General features: G+C 69.4%; 16 protein-coding genes. 8 read left to right on the top strand and 8 right to left on the bottom strand.

Going from position 1 to position 17254, the window contains the following annotated elements; genetic code table 11:
- Positions 1–116 precede the first annotated feature (116 nt).
- The 3 genes from folB to ACFVWD_RS34340 are packed head-to-tail and all read left to right on the top strand — an operon-like array spanning position 117 to position 1629.
- Positions 117–476 carry a dihydroneopterin aldolase gene (gene folB / locus ACFVWD_RS34350; protein WP_389601809.1) on the top strand — a complete coding sequence of 120 codons (360 nt, stop codon included), beginning with the start codon at positions 117–119 and terminating at the stop codon, positions 474–476.
- Positions 473–1084: a 2-amino-4-hydroxy-6-hydroxymethyldihydropteridine diphosphokinase gene (folK, locus tag ACFVWD_RS34345; RefSeq protein ID WP_389601807.1), complete on the top strand. Its 612-nt coding sequence runs from the start codon at positions 473–475 to the stop codon at positions 1082–1084. Before folB ends, folK begins: the two co-directional genes overlap by 4 nt.
- A gap of 56 nt (positions 1085–1140) precedes the next feature.
- Entirely contained in the window at positions 1141–1629 is a 489-nt protein-coding gene (locus ACFVWD_RS34340) for a DUF3180 domain-containing protein (protein WP_101399891.1), read from the top strand.
- Positions 1630–1665: 36 nt separating this feature from the next.
- Here ACFVWD_RS34340 and folE read toward each other — a convergent pair whose 3' ends face one another.
- The 6 genes from folE to dacB form a co-directional block, all read right to left on the bottom strand.
- Positions 1666–2271, bottom strand: a complete 606-nt coding sequence (folE, locus tag ACFVWD_RS34335; RefSeq protein ID WP_054237481.1) for a GTP cyclohydrolase I FolE — start codon at positions 2269–2271, stop codon at positions 1666–1668.
- A 142-nt stretch (positions 2272–2413) separates the two neighbouring features.
- Positions 2414–4441: an ATP-dependent zinc metalloprotease FtsH gene (gene ftsH / locus ACFVWD_RS34330; RefSeq protein ID WP_385373610.1), complete on the bottom strand. Its 2028-nt coding sequence runs from the start codon at positions 4439–4441 to the stop codon at positions 2414–2416.
- Positions 4442–4639: 198 nt separating this feature from the next.
- The gene (hpt, locus tag ACFVWD_RS34325; protein WP_389601805.1) at positions 4640–5200 is read right to left on the bottom strand and encodes a hypoxanthine phosphoribosyltransferase; all 561 of its coding nucleotides are present in this window, start codon (positions 5198–5200) and stop codon (positions 4640–4642) included.
- Between the two features lie 110 nt (positions 5201–5310).
- Complete coding sequence (gene tilS, locus ACFVWD_RS34320) at positions 5311–6318, bottom strand: tRNA lysidine(34) synthetase TilS (protein ID WP_389601804.1); 1008 nt, start codon at positions 6316–6318, stop codon at positions 5311–5313.
- Between the two features lie 192 nt (positions 6319–6510).
- Entirely contained in the window at positions 6511–7635 is a 1125-nt protein-coding gene (locus ACFVWD_RS34315; protein WP_389601802.1) for a zinc-dependent metalloprotease, read from the bottom strand.
- A 120-nt stretch (positions 7636–7755) separates the two neighbouring features.
- Positions 7756–9369, bottom strand: coding sequence for a D-alanyl-D-alanine carboxypeptidase/D-alanyl-D-alanine-endopeptidase (dacB, locus tag ACFVWD_RS34310; RefSeq protein WP_389601800.1), 1614 nt, complete (start codon positions 9367–9369; stop codon positions 7756–7758).
- Between the two features lie 79 nt (positions 9370–9448).
- Between dacB and ACFVWD_RS34305 the strand changes: the two genes are divergently transcribed.
- Positions 9449–9940 carry an inorganic diphosphatase gene (locus ACFVWD_RS34305; RefSeq protein ID WP_054237475.1) on the top strand — a complete coding sequence of 164 codons (492 nt, stop codon included), beginning with the start codon at positions 9449–9451 and terminating at the stop codon, positions 9938–9940.
- 118 nt (positions 9941–10058) lie between these two features.
- Positions 10059–11699 (top strand): threonine/serine exporter ThrE family protein, encoded by a 1641-nt coding sequence (locus tag ACFVWD_RS34300; RefSeq protein ID WP_389601798.1) that lies wholly within the window; start codon positions 10059–10061, stop codon positions 11697–11699.
- A 120-nt stretch (positions 11700–11819) separates the two neighbouring features.
- Here the strand turns inward: ACFVWD_RS34300 and ACFVWD_RS34295 are convergent, their stop codons facing one another.
- The gene (locus ACFVWD_RS34295; protein WP_389601797.1) at positions 11820–12845 is read right to left on the bottom strand and encodes a VTT domain-containing protein; all 1026 of its coding nucleotides are present in this window, start codon (positions 12843–12845) and stop codon (positions 11820–11822) included.
- Between the two features lie 175 nt (positions 12846–13020).
- On the opposite strand from ACFVWD_RS34295, the gene ACFVWD_RS34290 reads away from it, so the two are divergent.
- On the top strand, positions 13021–13386 hold the full coding sequence (locus ACFVWD_RS34290; RefSeq protein WP_389601863.1) for a YbjQ family protein: 366 nt from the start codon (positions 13021–13023) through the stop codon (positions 13384–13386).
- A 73-nt stretch (positions 13387–13459) separates the two neighbouring features.
- Here the strand turns inward: ACFVWD_RS34290 and ACFVWD_RS34285 are convergent, their stop codons facing one another.
- Entirely contained in the window at positions 13460–14227 is a 768-nt protein-coding gene (locus ACFVWD_RS34285) for a MerR family transcriptional regulator (RefSeq protein ID WP_389601795.1), read from the bottom strand.
- A 131-nt stretch (positions 14228–14358) separates the two neighbouring features.
- Here ACFVWD_RS34285 and ACFVWD_RS34280 point away from each other — a divergent pair, with 131 nt between their 5' ends.
- Both ACFVWD_RS34280 and ACFVWD_RS34275 read left to right on the top strand, forming a co-directional pair.
- Positions 14359–15624, top strand: coding sequence for an ion channel protein (locus ACFVWD_RS34280; protein WP_389601794.1), 1266 nt, complete (start codon positions 14359–14361; stop codon positions 15622–15624).
- Positions 15625–15737: 113 nt separating this feature from the next.
- Positions 15738–17144: a glutamate decarboxylase gene (locus tag ACFVWD_RS34275; protein ID WP_389601792.1), complete on the top strand. Its 1407-nt coding sequence runs from the start codon at positions 15738–15740 to the stop codon at positions 17142–17144.
- The last annotated feature ends 110 nt before the right edge of the window (positions 17145–17254 follow it).

The following is a 17254-nucleotide window of genomic DNA, read 5'->3' as shown; positions in this document are numbered from 1 at the left end:
CGCGTGTCCCCACGGGCGAGCTCTGTCAGTGCCCGCAGGTAGATTCATTTGAGGCCGGTGCGCCGACCGCACTCGGTGGACATCGGCCGCTACCGACGATTGCAGGAGTGATTCGCGTGGATCGTGTCGCGCTGCGCGGCCTCAAGGCTCGCGGGCACCACGGTGTCTTCCAGAAGGAACGCGAGGAAGGCCAGACCTTCATCGTGGACCTGACGCTGGGCCTGGACACCCGACCGGCCGCGGCCGAGGACGACCTGTCGAAGACCGTGCACTACGGCATCGTGGCGGAGGAGGTCGTGGCCGTCGTCGAGGGCGAGCCCGTCGACCTCATCGAGACCCTCGCCGAGCGCATCGCCCAGACCTGCATGAAGCACGACGGGGTCCAGGAGGTCGAGGTCTGCGTGCACAAACCGGACGCGCCGATCACGGTCCCCTTCGACGACGTGACCGTCACGATCACCCGGAGCCGAGTATGACCGCCTACTTCACCGAAGGTCAGAGCGACCCGACCGTACAGCCGGTGCCCGCCTCCGTGGTCGAGCGGGTGGACGCCGCCGACACGACCCTGCAGAACCCGAAACGGGCGGTGCTCTCCCTCGGCTCGAACCTGGGCAACCGCCTGGAGACCCTTCAGGGCGCCATCGACGCCCTGGAGGACACCCCTGGCCTCCGCGTCAAGGCGGTCTCCCCCGTCTACGAGACCGAGCCCTGGGGCGTCGAACCGGGCAGCCAGCCGACGTACTTCAACGCGGTGGTGGTCCTCAAGACCACCCTCCCGCCGTCCTCGCTCCTGGAGCGGGCACACGCGATCGAGGAGGCCTTCCACCGGGTACGGGACGAGCGCTGGGGCCCGCGCACGATCGACGTGGACATCGTGGCGTACGCCGATGTCGTCTCCGGCGACCCGGTCCTGACCCTCCCTCACCCGCACGCCCACGAACGGGCCTTCGTGCTGGCCCCCTGGCACGACGTGGAGCCCGAGGCCCAGCTGCCCGACCGCGGCCCCGTGGCCCACCTGCTCACCGCCGTCACCCAGGAAGGTGTCCTGCCCCGGCCCGACCTGGAACTCCGGCTGCCCGAGTAGTCGTTAAGGTCAGGACGACCAAGACGGGCTTACAAGAGGGGCAAAGGGACAACAACGTGAAACAGCTGCGCATCAGGACACTGGCAGCCGTGTTCGTCGTGGCCGGTGTGCTGTCCTGGGCGGGCGCGCGCCTGTGGAGCGCGGTGGGGACCCTCCCACGGGTCCCGCTGGCCGCCCCCATCGTCCTGGCCCTGATCGCCGTCGTCCTGCTGTCCACGGCACTCTCGCTGCGCGCCCGCCTCAAGGCCCAGCGTGAACGCCGCCCCGGCGCCAAGGGCGTCGACCCCCTGATGGCGGCCCGCGCGGTCGTCTTCGGCCAGGCGAGCGCCCTGGTCGCGGCCCTGGTGTCGGGCATGTACGGCGGTACGGGCGCGTTCCTGCTCGAGTCCCTGGACATCCCCGCCCGTCGCGACCAGGCCATCTACGCCGGTTTCTCGGTCCTCGCCGGCATCGCCGTGATAGCGGCCGCCTTCTTCCTGGAGCGCGTCTGCAAGCTCCCGGAGGACGACGACAACGAACACGGGGGCGCGGCCCCCGTCGCCTGACGGACGGGGCGCGCAGCGGGCGTACGGGTCGGGGCGCTAACGCGCCATGATCAGGCTCATCGCCTCGTTGCGGGTGGCGGGATCGCGCAGCTGGCCGCGTACGGCCGAGGTGATGGTCTTCGCGCCGGGCTTGCGCACCCCGCGCATCGACATGCACATGTGCTCGCACTCCACGACGACGATCACACCGCGCGGCTCCAGGATCTCCATCAGGGAGTCGGCGATCTGCGTGGTGAGCCGTTCCTGCACCTGTGGCCGCCGGGCGTAGACGTCCACGAGCCGGGCCAGCTTCGACAGACCCGTGATCTTGCCGTCCGTGGACGGGATGTAGCCGACATGGGCCACACCCACGAACGGCACCAGGTGGTGCTCACAGCTACTGAGGACCTCGATGTCCTTCACGAGCACCATCTCGTCGTGTCCGAGGTCGAAGGTGGTCGTCAGCACGTCCTCGGGCTTCTGCCACAGCCCCGCGAATATCTCCCTGTACGCCCTGGCGACCCGCCCGGGCGTCTCGCGCAGTCCCTCGCGGTCCGGGTCCTCACCGACCGCGATGAGAAGCTCCCGTACGGCGTTCTCGGCGCGCTTCTCGTCGAACTCGCCGATCACACCTTCGCCGTCCAGCGTCACGGGGTCGGTCATGTGGTCCTCGTTCCTGTGGATCTTGCGCGTGCTGGTCGACGCGTCCAAAACATGCGGTCGTGCGAAAATGCCGCGCCCCCCAGGCTAGAACCTGGGGGGCGCGGCATCCATTCCGGGCCTGGTGGGGCCGCCGGGAGCCGGGTCAGCTCTCGGAGCGGTCCTCCGGAGCCACTTCCTTCGCCGGGACGGACTCCGTCACATTGGCGATGGCCGACGTCGATCCGTTCGCCCCGTTCGTCAGTGACAGCTCCTTGGGGGAGAGCACCGGCGGGCGGGTGGACGGGGTACGCCGGGAGGAGCCGGTCCACGCGGGGCGGGCCGGGCGCTTGTGGATCGGAGCGAAGATCTCGGCGATCTGCTCCTTGCTCAGCGTCTCCTTCTCCAGCAGCTGGAGCACCAGCGCGTCGAGGACGTCGCGGTTCTCGACCAGGATTTCCCAGGCCTCGTTGTGCGCGTTCTCGATGAGCTTCTTGACCTCTTCGTCGACGAGCGCGGCGACCTCTTCCGAGTAGTCGCGCGGGTGCGACATCTCCCGGCCCAGGAAGGGCTCGGTGTTGTCGCCGCCGAACTTGATCGCGCCCAGACGCTCGGTCATGCCGTACTGCGTGACCATCGAGCGGGCCGTTGCGGTGGCCTTCTCGATGTCGTTCGCAGCGCCCGTGGTCGGGTCGTGGAAGACGAGCTCCTCGGCCGCGCGGCCACCCAGCATGTAAGCCAGCTGGTCCAGCATCTCGTTGCGCGTCGTGGAGTACCTGTCCTCGTCCGGCAGGACCATCGTGTAGCCGAGGGCACGGCCACGCGACAGGATCGTGATCTTGTGGACCGGGTCGGAGTTCGGAGACGCCGCCGCGACCAGGGCGTGGCCGCCCTCGTGGTACGCGGTGATCTTCTTCTCCTTGTCCGACATGATCCGGGTCCGCTTCTGCGGGCCCGCGACCACGCGGTCGATCGCCTCGTCCAGCATGGAGTTGTCGATCAGCTTCATGTCGCTGCGGGCCGTCAGAAGCGCGGCCTCGTTCAACACGTTGGCGAGATCGGCACCCGTGAAGCCGGGGGTGCGGCGGGCGACGGCCGAGAGGTCGACGTCCTGCGCGACCGGCTTGCCCTTCTGGTGAACCTTGAGGATCTCCAGACGGCCCTGCATGTCCGGACGGTCGACCGCGATCTGGCGGTCGAAGCGGCCGGGACGCAGCAGCGCCGGGTCGAGGATGTCGGGCCGGTTCGTGGCGGCGATGAGGATCACACCGCCCTTCACGTCGAAGCCGTCCATCTCGACGAGCAGCTGGTTCAGCGTCTGCTCGCGCTCGTCGTGACCACCGCCGAGGCCGGCGCCGCGATGGCGGCCGACCGCGTCGATCTCGTCGACGAAGACGATCGCCGGAGCGTTCGCCTTGGCCTGCTCGAACAGGTCACGGACTCGGGAGGCACCGACACCGACGAACATCTCGACGAAGTCGGAACCCGAGATCGAGTAGAAGGGGACGCCTGCCTCGCCCGCGACAGCGCGTGCGAGCAGCGTCTTACCGGTTCCAGGAGGCCCGTACAGGAGCACACCCTTGGGGATCTTCGCCCCGACGGCCTGGAACTTCGCCGGCTCCTGGAGGAACTCCTTGATCTCCTGGAGCTCCTCGACCGCCTCGTCCGAGCCCGCGACGTCCGAGAACGTCGTCTTCGGGGTGTCCTTGGTGATGAGCTTCGCCTTGGACTTCCCGAAGTTCATGACCCGGGAGCCGCCGCCCTGCATCTGGTTCATCAGGAACAGGAAGACGACGACGATGAGGACGAAGGGAAGCAGAGACAGCAGGATGCCGAGGAACGGGTTCTGCTTGGACGGCGAGACCGTGTAGCCGTCCGGAATCTGCTTGTTCTGGAACTTGTCCTGGAGTGTGTTGGCTAGGTTGACGCCCTGGTCACCGATGTAGCTCGCCTGGATCTTGGAGCTGCCGGAGACCTTCTGGCCATCCTTGAGCTGCACCTTGATGACCTGCTCGTCACCGGTGGTCAGCTTGGCCTCTTGGACCTTGTTGTCATTGATCGCCTGGACGACCTGGCCGGTGTCCACCGTCTTGTAGCCGCCGGACGAGCCGACGACCTGCATCAACACGACCACGGCAAGGACGGCCAGCACGATCCACATGACCGGCCCACGGAAGTATCGCTTCACGTCCATCCATACGGAGCGGTGCCGCCCCGTCCCTCCTGCCATAGTGAGTTTGATAAAGACTTATAAAGACTGTTCTTCGGACGGTACCCCAGCATTGTCACCCGAAGCTGCAGGGGACGACTGGCAATCCCGCCCACGCATGCTCCAACGGCGCGAAACCCGCTGGGGTTCCCGATCGTCTTACGAGGACTGGGACCCGGAGGTTCAGCCGCCGTAGACGTGAGGCGCGAGCGTACCGACGAACGGGAGGTTGCGGTACTTCTCCGCGTAGTCGAGGCCGTAGCCGATCACGAACTCGTTCGGGATGTCGAAGCCGACCCACTCCACGTCGATCGCGACCTTGGCCGCCTCCGGCTTGCGCAGCAGCGTGCACACCTTGAGGGAGGCCGGCTCGCGGGAACCGAGGTTGGAGATGAGCCAGGACAGGGTCAGCCCGGAGTCGATGATGTCCTCGACGATCACGACGTGCTTGCCCTTGATGTCGGTGTCGAGGTCCTTGAGGATCCGCACCACACCCGAGGACTGGGTGCCCGCGCCGTACGACGACACCGCCATCCAGTCCATGGTGACGGGGGTGGACAGCGCACGCGCGAGGTCCGCCATGACCATGACGGCGCCCTTGAGGACACCGACGATCAGCAGGTCCTTGCCCGCGTACTGCGCGTCGATCTTCGCGGCCAGCTCAGCCAGCTTGGCGTCGATCTCTTCCTTGGTGATGAGCACCGACTTGAGGTCGGTGCTCATGTCTTTCGCGTCCACCCGCATCACTTTCGGTCGTCCGGTCCCACTTTTCCTGGGCGGCCACCCGGACCGCCCGTGACCCGAGTGAGGGGTCCCGGAGAGCCGCGTGAGCGGTCCCGATGGAGGGTCCGGTTTCAGCCTTGCCGAATCACCAGTCTGCCACCCTGCCGCTGAGCGACGACTTTGCCCGGGAGATTGATGGCTCCCTGACCGCGCCAGCCGGTGATCAGCCGGTCGACTTCTTCGATGTGGCGGGCGAACAGCGAACCGGCCGGGGCGCCCGCCTCGATGGCGGCGCGGCGCAGGATGCGGCGGCGTACGGCGGGCGGCAGGGCGTAGAGCTTCGCGCACTCCAGGAGGCCCGCCGTGTCGCGTACGGAGGCCTCGGCCTGGCGGGCCCAGGCGTCGAGGGCGTCGGCGTCGTCACGGGACAGCTGTGCCGTCCTGGCGAGGGCCTCGACGACTCCCTTGCCGAGCGCCTTCTCCAGGGCGGGCAGGCCCTCGTGGCGCAGCCGGGAGCGGGTGTAGGCCGGGTCGGCGTTGTGCGGGTCGTCCCAGACGGGCAGCGACTGGACCATGCAGGCCTTGCGGGCGGTCTGCCGGTCCAGGTGCAGGAACGGTCGGCGGTAACGGCCGTCGGCCCCCGAGACCGCGGCCATGCCGGACAGGGAGCGGATGCCGGAGCCGCGGGCGAGGCCCAGCAGCACCGTCTCGGCCTGGTCGTCACGGGTGTGGCCGAGCAGGACGGCGGAGGCGCCGTGGCGCACGGCGGCGGCGTCCAGGGCGGCGTACCGGGCGTCGCGGGCGGCGGCCTCGGGGCCGCCGTCGCGGCCCACGGTGACGGCGAGGGACTCGACGGGGGTCATGCCGAGCTCGACGAGGCGGGAGACGACGTCGTCGGCGCGAAGATCGGAGCCGGGCTGCAGACCGTGGTCCACGGTGATGCCACCGGCGCGGATGCCGAGTTTGGGGGCTTCGAAGGCGAGAGCGGAGGCGAGCGCCATGGAGTCAGCGCCGCCGGAGCAGGCGACGAGGACGAGCGGGGAGGACTCGCCTGGGGGACGGGTGTGGTCGGTGAGGATGTCGTGGAGTACGCGGCGGACCGCCAGGCGTATCGCCGCGACCGCAGGATGGGGACCCATGTCCGGTTCCCTTCATGAAGTTTTCGGGGGGTGAGCCCGAGTCTGGTCACACAGAGTGTGTAGATGGTGACAGAAACGGGCCGTTCCCCGAGCATTGCACGCCTACCGTTGGCTCACGGTCCCTCGGACGGGTGATTGGAGGGGCGTTCACCTGCCGTCGGCCGAATTCGTTTCACGACCTTGCCGTAGGGTTCACGACTCCGCCTTGCGGTGCACCCGCGCGACCCAGTCCGCCGGTTTGGCGATCTCCGTCTTGGTCGGGAGGGTGTTCGGGGAAGTCCACACACGGTTGAAGCCGTCCATGCCCACCTGGTCGACGACCGCGCGCACGAACCGTTCACCGTCCCTGTACTGCCTCAGTTTGGCGTCCAAACCGAGCAGCTTGCGCAGGGCGAGGTCCAGCCGCGAGGCCCCCTTGGCCCGGCGCTGCTGGAACTTCTCGCGGATCTCGCCCACGGACGGGACCACGTCCGGGCCCACACCGTCCATCACGAAGTCCGCGTGGCCCTCCAGGAGGGACATCACGGCGGTGAGGCGGCCGAGGATCTCCCGCTGGGCAGGCGTCTGCACGATCTCGACCAGGGACCGGCCCCCGTCGTCCTCCTCGCCCTCGGGACGGCCGCCCGCGAGCGACTGGGCCGCCTCCCTGATGCGCTCCAGGACCGTCATGGGGTCGACCTCGGTCTCGCCCAAGAAAGACTGGATTTCGCCCTCCAGGTGGTCGCGCAGCCAGGGCACGGCCGTGAACTGCGTACGGTGCGTCTCCTCGTGCAGACACACCCACAGTCGGAAGTCGTGGGGCTCCACGTCGAGTTCGCGCTCCACGTGGACGATGTTCGGCGCGACGAGAAGGAGCCTGCCGCCGCCGTTCTCACCCGCCGGGAGTTCCCTCGTCGCCGGGGCGAAGGTCTCGTACTGCCCGAGGACGCGCGACGACAGGAACGACAGCAGCATGCCCAGCTCCACACCGGTGACCTTGCCGCCGACGGCGCCGAGGACGGCCCCGCCCGGGGTGGTCCCCCGCCGTTCCTGCATCTTGTCCAGCAGAGGCTTCAGGAGCTCCCGGAACCCCGCGACGTTCGCCCGGACCCAGCCCGGGCGGTCCACCACCAGGATGGGGGTGTCGTGGATGCCGTCCGTGCCCATACGAGTGAAGCCCCGGACGTGTTCCTCCGAGGCCTTCGCATGCCGTCGCAGCTCCGCGACGACCTCTCGGGCCTCGTCGCGGCTCACCTCGGGGCCAGGCCGCACAAGCCGTGTCGCGGTCGCCACCGCGAGATTCCAGTCGACCATCTCGGCACCACCGATGCTCGTCATGCGTCAACCGTACGTGAGCGGGCCCAGGTGCGGTGAGGGGTACGGCGCCGGATACGCCCGTGCTCCGGGGCGCACGGGGCTCGTGGTACGGGCGTTGCCCGGGACCCGGCCGGGCCGGTCCTAACGGCAGCCGCAGCCCGCCAGTGCCGAGGCCGTGCGGTCCAGGGCCGACTGCGCCGCCGCCGGGTCGGTCGTGTCGGAGGCCAGGAAGGCGAAGGCCAGCAGGCGGCCGTCGGCGTCGACGACCGTGCCCGCCAGGGTGTTCACCCCGGTCAGCGTGCCGGTCTTGGCGCGTACGAGGCCGGTGCCGGACGCGTCGTCGGCGTAGCGGTCGCTGAGGGTGCCCGTGAAGCCCGCGACCGGCAGACCGGTCAGGATGGGCCGGAGTTCGGGGTGGGCGGGGTCACCGGCCTTGACCAGGAGGGCCGTGAGCAGGTCCGCCGTCAGCCTGTCGTCCCGGTTCAGACCGCTGCCGTCCGTGAAGTGCGCGCCGGCCAGCGGGAGTCCGAGCTTGTTCAGCTCGGCGTCGATCGCCGCCGCGCCGCCTTCGAAATCGGCCGGTCGGCCGGTGGCGAGGGCGACTTGGCGGGCCATCGCCTCCGCGATGTCGTTGTCGCTGTTCGTCAGCATCCGCTCGATGAGGGCGGACAGGGGCGGCGAGGAGACCGAGGCGAGGGACTGCGAGCGGTTCGTGGCCTTGGAGGGGCCGGGGGACGCCGCCTTGATGCCCTTGGCCTCCAGCAGCTGCGCGAACTTCCCGGCAGCGTCCGCCGCCGGGTCCGTGGCACGGGTGACCGGGCCGCCTGCCGAGTCGTCGGTGCGGGCCTCGTCGACCATCAGGGCGCTGACCGGCGCGAGGTTGGGGTTGGTGCCGATGGGGTGCAGGGCGGGACCGGTGTAGAGCGAGGTGTCGTACGAGAGCGTCACCTCGGTCAGATGACGGGCCTTCAGGGCGGTCGCCGTCTCGTCGGCCAGGGTGCGCAGGCTCGCCCAGCCCGCCGCCTCCTTGCGGGCGGTCAGCGTGGGGTCGCCACCGCCGACGAGCACGACCTCCTTGGTGCCGGGCTCCAGGACCGCGCGGGTCTCGATGCGGTGGTCGGCGCCCGCCGCGGAGAGCGCGGCGACCGCGGTGGCGATCTTCGTGGTGGAGGCCGGGGTCTGCGCGTCGTCGGCGCCCTTGCCGTACAGCCGCTTGCCGGTCGCCACGTCGACGACCACGGCCGTGCGTCGCCCGCCGAGCGCGGGGTCGTCCAGAAGCCGGTCGAGGGTGTTCGTGAGGGCCTTCTGGCCGGGTGCGGGCACCGAGACGGTGGAGCCGCCGAGACCGATCAGTACGGAGGCGGCGCTGGGCGCGGGCTTCGGCGCCGCGGGGGACGTATCGGAACTACGTCCGTGATCTGTGCCACCCTCCCGTTCTCGCGATGCGGCCCAGTCACGCTCGGCCGTACGCTGACCGGAGGAGTCCCAGGGGCCGACCAAGGCCACCGCCCCGGCCGCGAGTGCCAGGCCCGCGGTGGCGGCGAGGGCTGTGAGCTGCGGGGTCGTGAACTTCACGGAACGCGGCCGAACGGCTTGAGCGGCCCGCACGACATGCGGTCGCACGGACTGCGCAGCCCTCGTCACACGCGGCTGCACGGCCTGCGCGACCCGCGTCACGTGCGGCTGCACGGTCCGTTTGATCCGCACCACATGCGGTCTCGCGGCCCGCCAAGCCCTCAGCTCTGGCACGACCACCAGCCCCTTTCGCGATCACACACCTGCGTGAGGGACACTTAATCACCAGAACTATGTGTTGATCATGGAGGAGCCACCGGTGGAGTTCGACGTCACGATCGAGATTCCGAAGGGTTCGCGGAACAAGTACGAGGTGGACCACGAGACCGGTCGGATCCGCTTGGACCGTCGACTCTTCACCTCGACCAGCTACCCGGCCGACTACGGCTTCGTCGAGAACACCCTCGGCGAGGACGGCGACCCGCTGGACGCGCTGGTCATCCTGGACGAGCCGACCTTCCCGGGCTGCCTCATCCAGTGCCGCGCGATCGGCATGTTCCGTATGACGGACGAGGCAGGCGGCGACGACAAGCTGCTGTGCGTCCCGGCGCACGACCCGCGCGTGGAGCACCTGCGGGACATCCACCACGTGTCGGAGTTCGACCGCCTGGAGATCCAGCACTTCTTCGAGGTCTACAAGGACCTCGAGCCCGGCAAGTCCGTCGAGGGCGCCAACTGGGTCGGCCGCGCGGAGGCCGAGGCCGAGATCGAGCGTTCCTACAAGCGCTTGAAGGAGCAGGGCGGTCACTGATCCCTCCTGATTCCCGCGGGCCGCGTGACCCCTCCGGGGGTGGCGCGGCCCGTTCGCGTATCCGTGCGCATACTGGGGCGTACGGGAGGTGCACGGTCGGCAACAGCGGGAGTGGTGGGTGACGGAGGCGGAGGACCGCAAACCGCAGTCGGACGAGGCGAGGAGTGCCTTCGCGCAGCCGGACGGCGTGGCACCGGCGGTCGAGGACGAATCGGGGACCACGTCGGAGTTCGCGGTCCCCAAGGGGCTCGTGCCGCCCGAGACGGCCGGCACCGAGTCCGAGGGGTCGGCGTTCAGCACCCCGCGCACCTACAGCGCGAAGCACGCCCCGCCCGCCTTCACACCGGCGACCGGCGTCCCCGTGGTCAGTCTGACCAAGGACGTGCCCTGGCAGGACCGGATGCGCACGATGCTGCGCATGCCGGTGGCCGAGCGTCCGGCACCCGAACTGCTGCACAAGGAGGACGAGGCCGGCCCGGCCGTCCCCCGCGTGCTCGACCTGACGCTGCGCATCGGCGAGTTGCTGCTCGCGGGCGGTGAGGGAGCCGAGGACGTGGAGACGGCGATGTTCGCCGTCTGCCGCTCGTTCGGCCTGGACCGCTGCGAGCCGAACGTCACCTTCACGCTGCTGTCGATCTCGCACCAGCCGTCCCTGGTGGACGATCCCGTGACGGCCTCCCGGACCGTACGCCGCCGGGGCACCGACTACACACGGCTCGCGGCCGTCTATCGGCTCGTCGACGACCTGAGCGACCCGGAGACCGCGTTCTCCCTGGAGGAGGCCTACCGGCGCCTCGCGGAGATGCGGCGCAACCGGCACCCGTATCCCGGCTGGGTGCTGACCGGCTGCACCGGGCTGCTGGCGGGTGCGGCCTCGGTACTCGTGGGCGGTGACGCGATCGTGTTCGTCGCCGCGGCGCTCGGCGCGATGCTGGGCGACCGGCTGGCCTGGCTCTGCGCGGGGCGCGGGCTGCCGGAGTTCTACCAGTTCACGGTGGCCGCGATGCCGCCGGCCGCGATAGGGGTCGCACTCCAGCTCGCGCACGTCGACGCGAACTCGTCCGCGGTGATCACCGGTGGACTGTTCGCGCTGCTGCCCGGGCGGGCGCTCGTCGCGGGCGTCCAGGACGGACTGACCGGCTTCTACATCACCGCGTCCGCGCGCCTCCTGGAGGTCATGTACCTCTTCGTGGGCATCATCGTCGGCGTCCTCATCGTGCTCTATTTCGGCGTGAAGTTCGGCGCCGCGCTCAATCCGGACCAGGCGCTCAGCATCTCCGAGCGGCCCCTGGTGCAGATCGCCGCCGCCATGCTGCTGTCGCTGACCTTCGCGGTCCTGCTCCAGCAGGAACGATCAACCGTGCTCGCGGTGACCCTCAACGGAGGCGTCGCCTGGTCGGTGTACGGGGCGATGCACTACGCGGGCGGTATCTCGCCGGTCGCCTCCACGGCCGTCGCGGCGGGCCTGGTGGGCCTCTTCGGGCAGCTGCTGTCCCGCTACCGGTTCGCGTCCGCGCTGCCGTACACGACCGCCGCGATAGGGCCCCTGCTCCCAGGGTCGGCCACCTACTTCGGGCTGCTGTCGATCGCCCAGAGCAACGTCGACAAGGGGCTGGTCTCGCTCTCCAAGGCCGCGGCGCTGGCCATGGCCATCGCCATCGGTGTGAACCTGGGGTCGGAGATCTCGCGGCTGTTCCTGCGGGTGCCGGGGGGCTCCGCCGGGGAGCGCAGGGCCGCGAAGCGGACGCGAGGGTTCTGAGCGCCGGGCGCCTACGGACTCGGACGCTTCTGTTGGGCGGCGGCTGCGGGCTTGTTGTGGCTGATCGCGCCCACGCGGCGGAGCCGCATATGTCACAGCCCCGCGCCCCTTTCGGGGCGCTCAGTTGCCGTACGGGTATTGCTGGTAGCTCTGGTCCTGGTTGCCGTAAGGCTGCTGCTGCGGGTAACCCTGCTGGGGCGGGTAGCCCTGGCCCTGGTCGTAGTTCGGGTCGTAGTTCGGGTCGTAGTTCTGACCGTAGTTCTGGTCGTAGCCCTGGCCCTGGCCCTGGTAGTAACCCTGGTCCTGGTTGCCGTACGACTGCTGGGGCTGCTGCTGCTGGTAGCCCTGGGCGTACTGGTCCTGCTGGTGCCGGTCCTGCTGGTACGGGTCCTGCTGGTACGGGTCCTGGCTCTGCTGGGGCTGGTGCATGCGCAGCGGGCGCGTCGCGTCGTCCATGACGGGGGCCGTGGGCTGCTGCTGGTAGGCGGCCGGGCCCTGCGGGGCCTCCGGCGCCGGCGGGTTCTTCTTGGCCTTGGAGCGCGCCCGCAGGAACTCGATGGCGATCGGGATCACCGAGACGAGGACGATCAGGATCAGGATCGCCTCGATGTTGTTCTTGACGAAGTCGATCTTGCCGAGCCAGGAGCCGAGCAGCGTGACACCGGCGCCCCACAGGACACCACCGATGATGTTGAAGGTGATGAAGGAGCGGTACTTCATGCCGCTGACGCCCGCGATGATCGGCGTGAAGGTGCGCACGATGGGCACGAAGCGGGCGAGGACCAGGGACTTGGGCCCGTACTTCTCGAAGAACTCGTGGGCCTTGACCACGTTCTCCTGCTTGAAGAGGCGGGAGTCCGGGCGGGTGAAGAGCGAGGGGCCGACCTTCTTGCCGAACAGGTAACCCGCCTGGTCGCCGAGGACCGCGGCGACGCAGATCAGGGCGACGGCCCCCCACAGCGGGAAGTCGAGCTGGTTCGACGTGATCAGCAGACCGCAGGTGAACAGCAGCGAGTCACCCGGCAGGAAGAATCCGATCAGCAGGCCGGACTCGGCGAAGACGATGAGCAGCAGGCCCCAGATGCCGAAGTTGTCCAGGAGCGTGTTCGGATCCAGCCAGCTTGGACCAAGGGCAAGCGTCGTCACGGTTCCGGGCTCCTGAGGGGTGAAGGAAGAAGTACGGCGGTCCTGGAACGGCAGTACGGCAGTACAGCGGTACATCAGTACTGTCGGCCAAAGCTATCAACGCACAGTGTCCGTGCCAGGTTCCACCAGTGCCCCCAGGATGCACTGTGTGCCCACTGGGACAAAGCTGTGGGCCATGGGCATCGAGGAATACGGAGGCGGCCAGGGACCCCGGTCGGACGTCCTGGTCGTGACGACGAACGACGCACCCGGATACCGCGTCCAGCAGGTCATCGGCGAGGTCTTCGGCCTCACCGTGCGCTCCCGGCATCTGGGCAGCCAGATCGGCGCGGGTCTGAAGTCGATGATCGGCGGTGAACTCAAGGGGCTCACCAAGACCCTCGTGGAGACCCGCAACCAGGCCATGGAACGGCTCATCGAGCAGGCACGCGCACGGGGGGCGAACGCCGTGCTGATGATGCGGTTCGACGTGACCGAGGCGGCGGACGTGGGCACGGAGGTGTGCGCCTACGGAACCGCGGTGGTCCTGGTGAAGGAGTAGGGCGCGACCGGCTGCAGAACCGGAATCCGGTAAGGGGCACCCGCTGTGGCAGGTGCCCCTTACCGTCCTACCGTCAGGCTTCCTGGGAGTGCCGGGCCGCGTTCGCCGTGATCGCGTCCCTGAGGTGCTCGGCGAGACCCGGGCGCATGGAGTCGTAGTACGCCTTGAAGCGTTCGTCGGACACGTACATCGCGCCGAGGCAGCCGTGGAGCTCGTACGAGCAGTCGTAGAACCACTTGCCGATGTGCTGACGGTGTTCCTCGGCCATGTCCATGGCCCGCTCGCCGGTCGCGGGTTCGCCCGCTTCCATGAGGGCGTCGTAGCGCTCGCTCCAGGAGGCGACCTCGGCCTGGACGCGCTGCCAGTCGTCCTTGGTGTAGCGGGCGGCGCGGCGCTGTGACTCGGCGTACTCCGCCGTGCCGCCCCACCGCCGTTCGGCCTCCTCCGCGTGCTCCTCGGGATCCTTGTCCCCGAAGACCTCGAACTTCTCCTCGGGCGTGAGGTTGATGCCCATCGTGCGTGCCTCCATGGCGTGCTCCACGGCCGCGGCCATCTTCTGCAGCTTCTCGATCCGGGCGGTCAGCAGCTCGTGCTGGCGGCGCAGGTGCGCGCGCGGGTCCGCCTCCGGGTCGTCGAGCAGGGCCGCGACCTCGTCGAGCGGGAAGCCCAGCTCCCGGTAGAACAGGATCTGTTGCAGCCGGTCGAGGTCGGCGTCGCTGTAGCGCCTGTGCCCCGCATGGCTGCGCTCGCTCGGCACGAGCAGGCCGATCTCGTCGTAGTGGTGCAGGGTGCGCACCGTGACCCCGGCGAAACCGGCGACCTGGCCCACTGAGTAGCCCACTTCCGCTCCTTCCTCGGTACGCGTCCCACCATCGGCCCTCACGCCACGTGAGGTGCAAGCCGGAATTCCCCCGAGTACCGAAGCGCACCCCTCGGGATGTTGTGCGGCTTTTGCCCGCTTAGGGTGTGGCCGTGAGCACCGATGCGTCCACGGCGACCCCCTTACGGCGTCTGCTGCCGTTGATCGTGCCCTCCGTGGTGGTCGGTGTGGCCGCGGCGCTCGTCCTGCTGGGCGTCAGCCTGCTCGCCGACCGGTTCGAGGACGTCCTGTGGGAGACCCTTCCGGACGCACTGGGCGTGGGCCGCTACTCCGTGCTGTGGATGGTCGTGATGCTCACGGCGACCGGCGTCGCGGTGGGTCTGGTGGTGTGGAAGGTGCCGGGGCACGCGGGCCCGGATCCGGCGACCACGGGCCTGGTCGACGCTCCCCTGCCGCCCCGCGTTCTGCCCGGGCTGCTCGTCGCCACCGTCCTGACGCTGGCGGGCGGGGTGAGCCTGGGCCCCGAGAACCCGATCACGGCCGTCAACGTGGCCCTCGCCTACTGGCTCGGCACCCGGGTGATCCCGGGCTCCGCCGTGGGGCTGTGGGTGGGCCTGGCGGTCGCGGGCACGATCGGCGCCCTGTTCGGCACGCCGGTGGCCGCCGCGCTGATCTTCTCCGAGGTGCTGGCCGGGCAGCCGGCGCCCGGCGCCCTCTGGGACCGGCTGCTGCCACCGCTGCTCGCGGGCGGCACGGGCGCGCTGACCATGGTGCTGCTGGAACACCCGAGCTTCGACCTCGCGCTGCCCGCCTACCCGGGCCCCCACTGGGGCGACCTGCTGAGCGCCCTGGTGGTCGCCTCGGCGGCCGCGGCGATCGGGATGACCGCGGTGTGCGCCCTCCCGTACGTCCACGGCGCCTTCTCCCGGCTCGGACACCCCATGGTGGCGATTCCCGTGGGCGGTCTCGTCCTGGGGCTGCTGGGGGCGCTGGGCGGGTCTCTGACGCTCTTCAAGGGCCTGGACGAGGTGAAGACCCTCGCCGCGAACCCGGAGGGCTGGTCGGCGGGACGGCTCGCGTTGATGTTCGTGGTGAAGCTGGCCGCGCTGCTGGTAGCCACCTCGTGCGGCTTCCGGGGCGGCCGGATCTTTCCCTCCGTGTTCGCCGGGGTAGCTCTCGGACTGTGCGCGCACGCGTTGGTACCGCAGGTGGATCCCACGCTCGCCGTGGTGTGCGCGGTCCTGGGTGTGCTCCTGGCCGTCACCCGGCAGGGCTGGATCAGTCTGTTCACGGCGACCGTCCTGGTGGCCCAGCCGGCCGTGCTGCCCCTGCTGGTGCTGGCCTCGGTACCGGCCTGGCTGATCGTCACCGGACGCCCGCAGATGCAGCTGCGCGCCGACGGGAGTCCCATCCGGTGAACCGACACGCCCCTCCGGTCCGATGAACCAGTAGGGCCCCCGATCCGCTCAACCAGTAGGACCCTCCGATCAACCAGTAGCGCCCGCCGACCGCCGACTCGACAGGAGATCCCATGCCGCTCCACCAAGGTCCCGAGAAGCCCGACGAGCGACCGGTGTCCGTCAACCCCTTCTTCGGGGAGGCGAATCCGGTCGGGGGCATGACGGAGGCCCCGCCCAAGCACCGGCTTCCCGACGGCCCGCTGCCGCCCAACACGGCGTATCAGGTCGTCCACGACGATCTGATGCTGGACGGGAACGCGCGGCTGAACCTCGCCACCTTCGTCACCACCTGGATGGAGCCGCAGGCCGGGGTGCTGATGGCCGAGTGCCAGGACAAGAACATGATCGACAAGGACGAGTACCCGCGCACCGCCGAGCTGGAGCGGCGCTGCGTGGCGATGCTCGCGGATCTGTGGAACGCGCCGGATCCGGCGTCCACCGTCGGCTGTTCGACGACCGGATCGAGCGAGGCGTGCATGCTCGCCGGCATGGCGCTGAAGCGCCGCTGGATACGGCGGAACGCGGACCGCTACCCCGGAGCACGCCCCAATCTCGTGATGGGGGTGAACGTCCAGGTGTGCTGGGAGAAATTCTGCAACTTCTGGGAGGTCGAGGCACGTCAGGTGCCCATGGAGGGCGACCGGTTCCACCTCGACCCCCAGGCGGCGGCCGAGCTGTGCGACGAGAACACCATCGGGGTCGTCGGCATCCTCGGCTCCACCTTCGACGGGTCGTACGAGCCGATCGCCGAGCTGTGCGCGGCCCTCGACCAGCTCCAGGAGCGTACGGGCCTGGACATCCCCGTCCATGTCGACGGCGCGTCCGGCGCGATGATCGCCCCCTTCCTCGACCCGGACCTGATCTGGGACTTCAGATTGCCGCGCGTGTCCTCGATCAACACCTCGGGCCACAAGTACGGGCTGGTCTACCCGGGCGTCGGCTGGGCGCTGTGGCGGACCGAGGCCGAGCTGCCCGAGGAACTCGTCTTCCGGGTCAACTACTTGGGCGGCAACATGCCGACCTTCGCCCTCAACTTCTCCCGCCCGGGCGCGCAGGTCGTGGCGCAGTACTACACGTTCCTACGGCTGGGCCGGGAGGGCTTCCGGGCCGTTCAGCAGACGACCAGAGACCTGGCCCGCGGGCTCGCCGAGCGGATCGAGGCGTTGGAGGACTTCCGACTTCTCACCCGGGGTGACGAGTTGCCCGTCTTCGCCTTCACCACGGCGCCCCATGTGACCGCGTACGACGTCTTCGACGTGTCCCGGCGCATGCGGGAGAGCGGCTGGCTGGTGCCCGCGTACACCTTCCCGGCCAACCGGGAGGACCTGTCCGTCCTGCGTGTGGTGTGCCGCAACGGCTTCTCGGTGGATCTCGCCGACCTGTTCATCGAGGACCTGAGCCGGTTGGTGCCCCAACTGCGCAAGCTGCCGCATCCGCTGACCCAGGACAAGGAGGCGGCGACCGGCTTCCACCACTAGGGCCTGTCGTCAAAATCCCGTCGTCCGCCCGGAGGGCGGGCCCTGCGGCGTCAGGTGCGTGCTCTCGGCGTGCCGGGCACAGGCCCTCGTACTGGACGTACTTGGGTCTG

The organism is Streptomyces sp. NPDC058086 (assembly GCF_042885015.1).
Taxonomy (GTDB): domain Bacteria; phylum Actinomycetota; class Actinomycetes; order Streptomycetales; family Streptomycetaceae; genus Streptomyces.
The sequence above is the reverse complement of the archived record's forward strand: the minus strand, read 5'-3'. Positions and strand labels throughout refer to the sequence as shown.

Excerpts from the sequence above, each read along its gene's own strand:
- folK (WP_389601807.1), top strand. The coding sequence starts at position 473 with ATGACCGCCTACTTCACCGAAGGTCAGAGCGACCCGACCGTACAGCCG.
- ACFVWD_RS34275 (WP_389601792.1), top strand. The coding sequence starts at position 15,738 with ATGCCGCTCCACCAAGGTCCCGAGAAGCCCGACGAGCGACCGGTGTCC.
- ftsH (WP_385373610.1), bottom strand. The coding sequence starts at position 4,441 with ATGGACGTGAAGCGATACTTCCGTGGGCCGGTCATGTGGATCGTGCTG.
- ACFVWD_RS34290 (WP_389601863.1), top strand. The coding sequence starts at position 13,021 with ATGGGCATCGAGGAATACGGAGGCGGCCAGGGACCCCGGTCGGACGTC.
- tilS (WP_389601804.1), bottom strand. The coding sequence starts at position 6,318 with ATGGGTCCCCATCCTGCGGTCGCGGCGATACGCCTGGCGGTCCGCCGC.
- hpt (WP_389601805.1), bottom strand. The coding sequence starts at position 5,200 with ATGCGGGTGGACGCGAAAGACATGAGCACCGACCTCAAGTCGGTGCTC.
- folE (WP_054237481.1), bottom strand. The coding sequence starts at position 2,271 with ATGACCGACCCCGTGACGCTGGACGGCGAAGGTGTGATCGGCGAGTTC.
- ACFVWD_RS34315 (WP_389601802.1), bottom strand. The coding sequence starts at position 7,635 with ATGACGAGCATCGGTGGTGCCGAGATGGTCGACTGGAATCTCGCGGTG.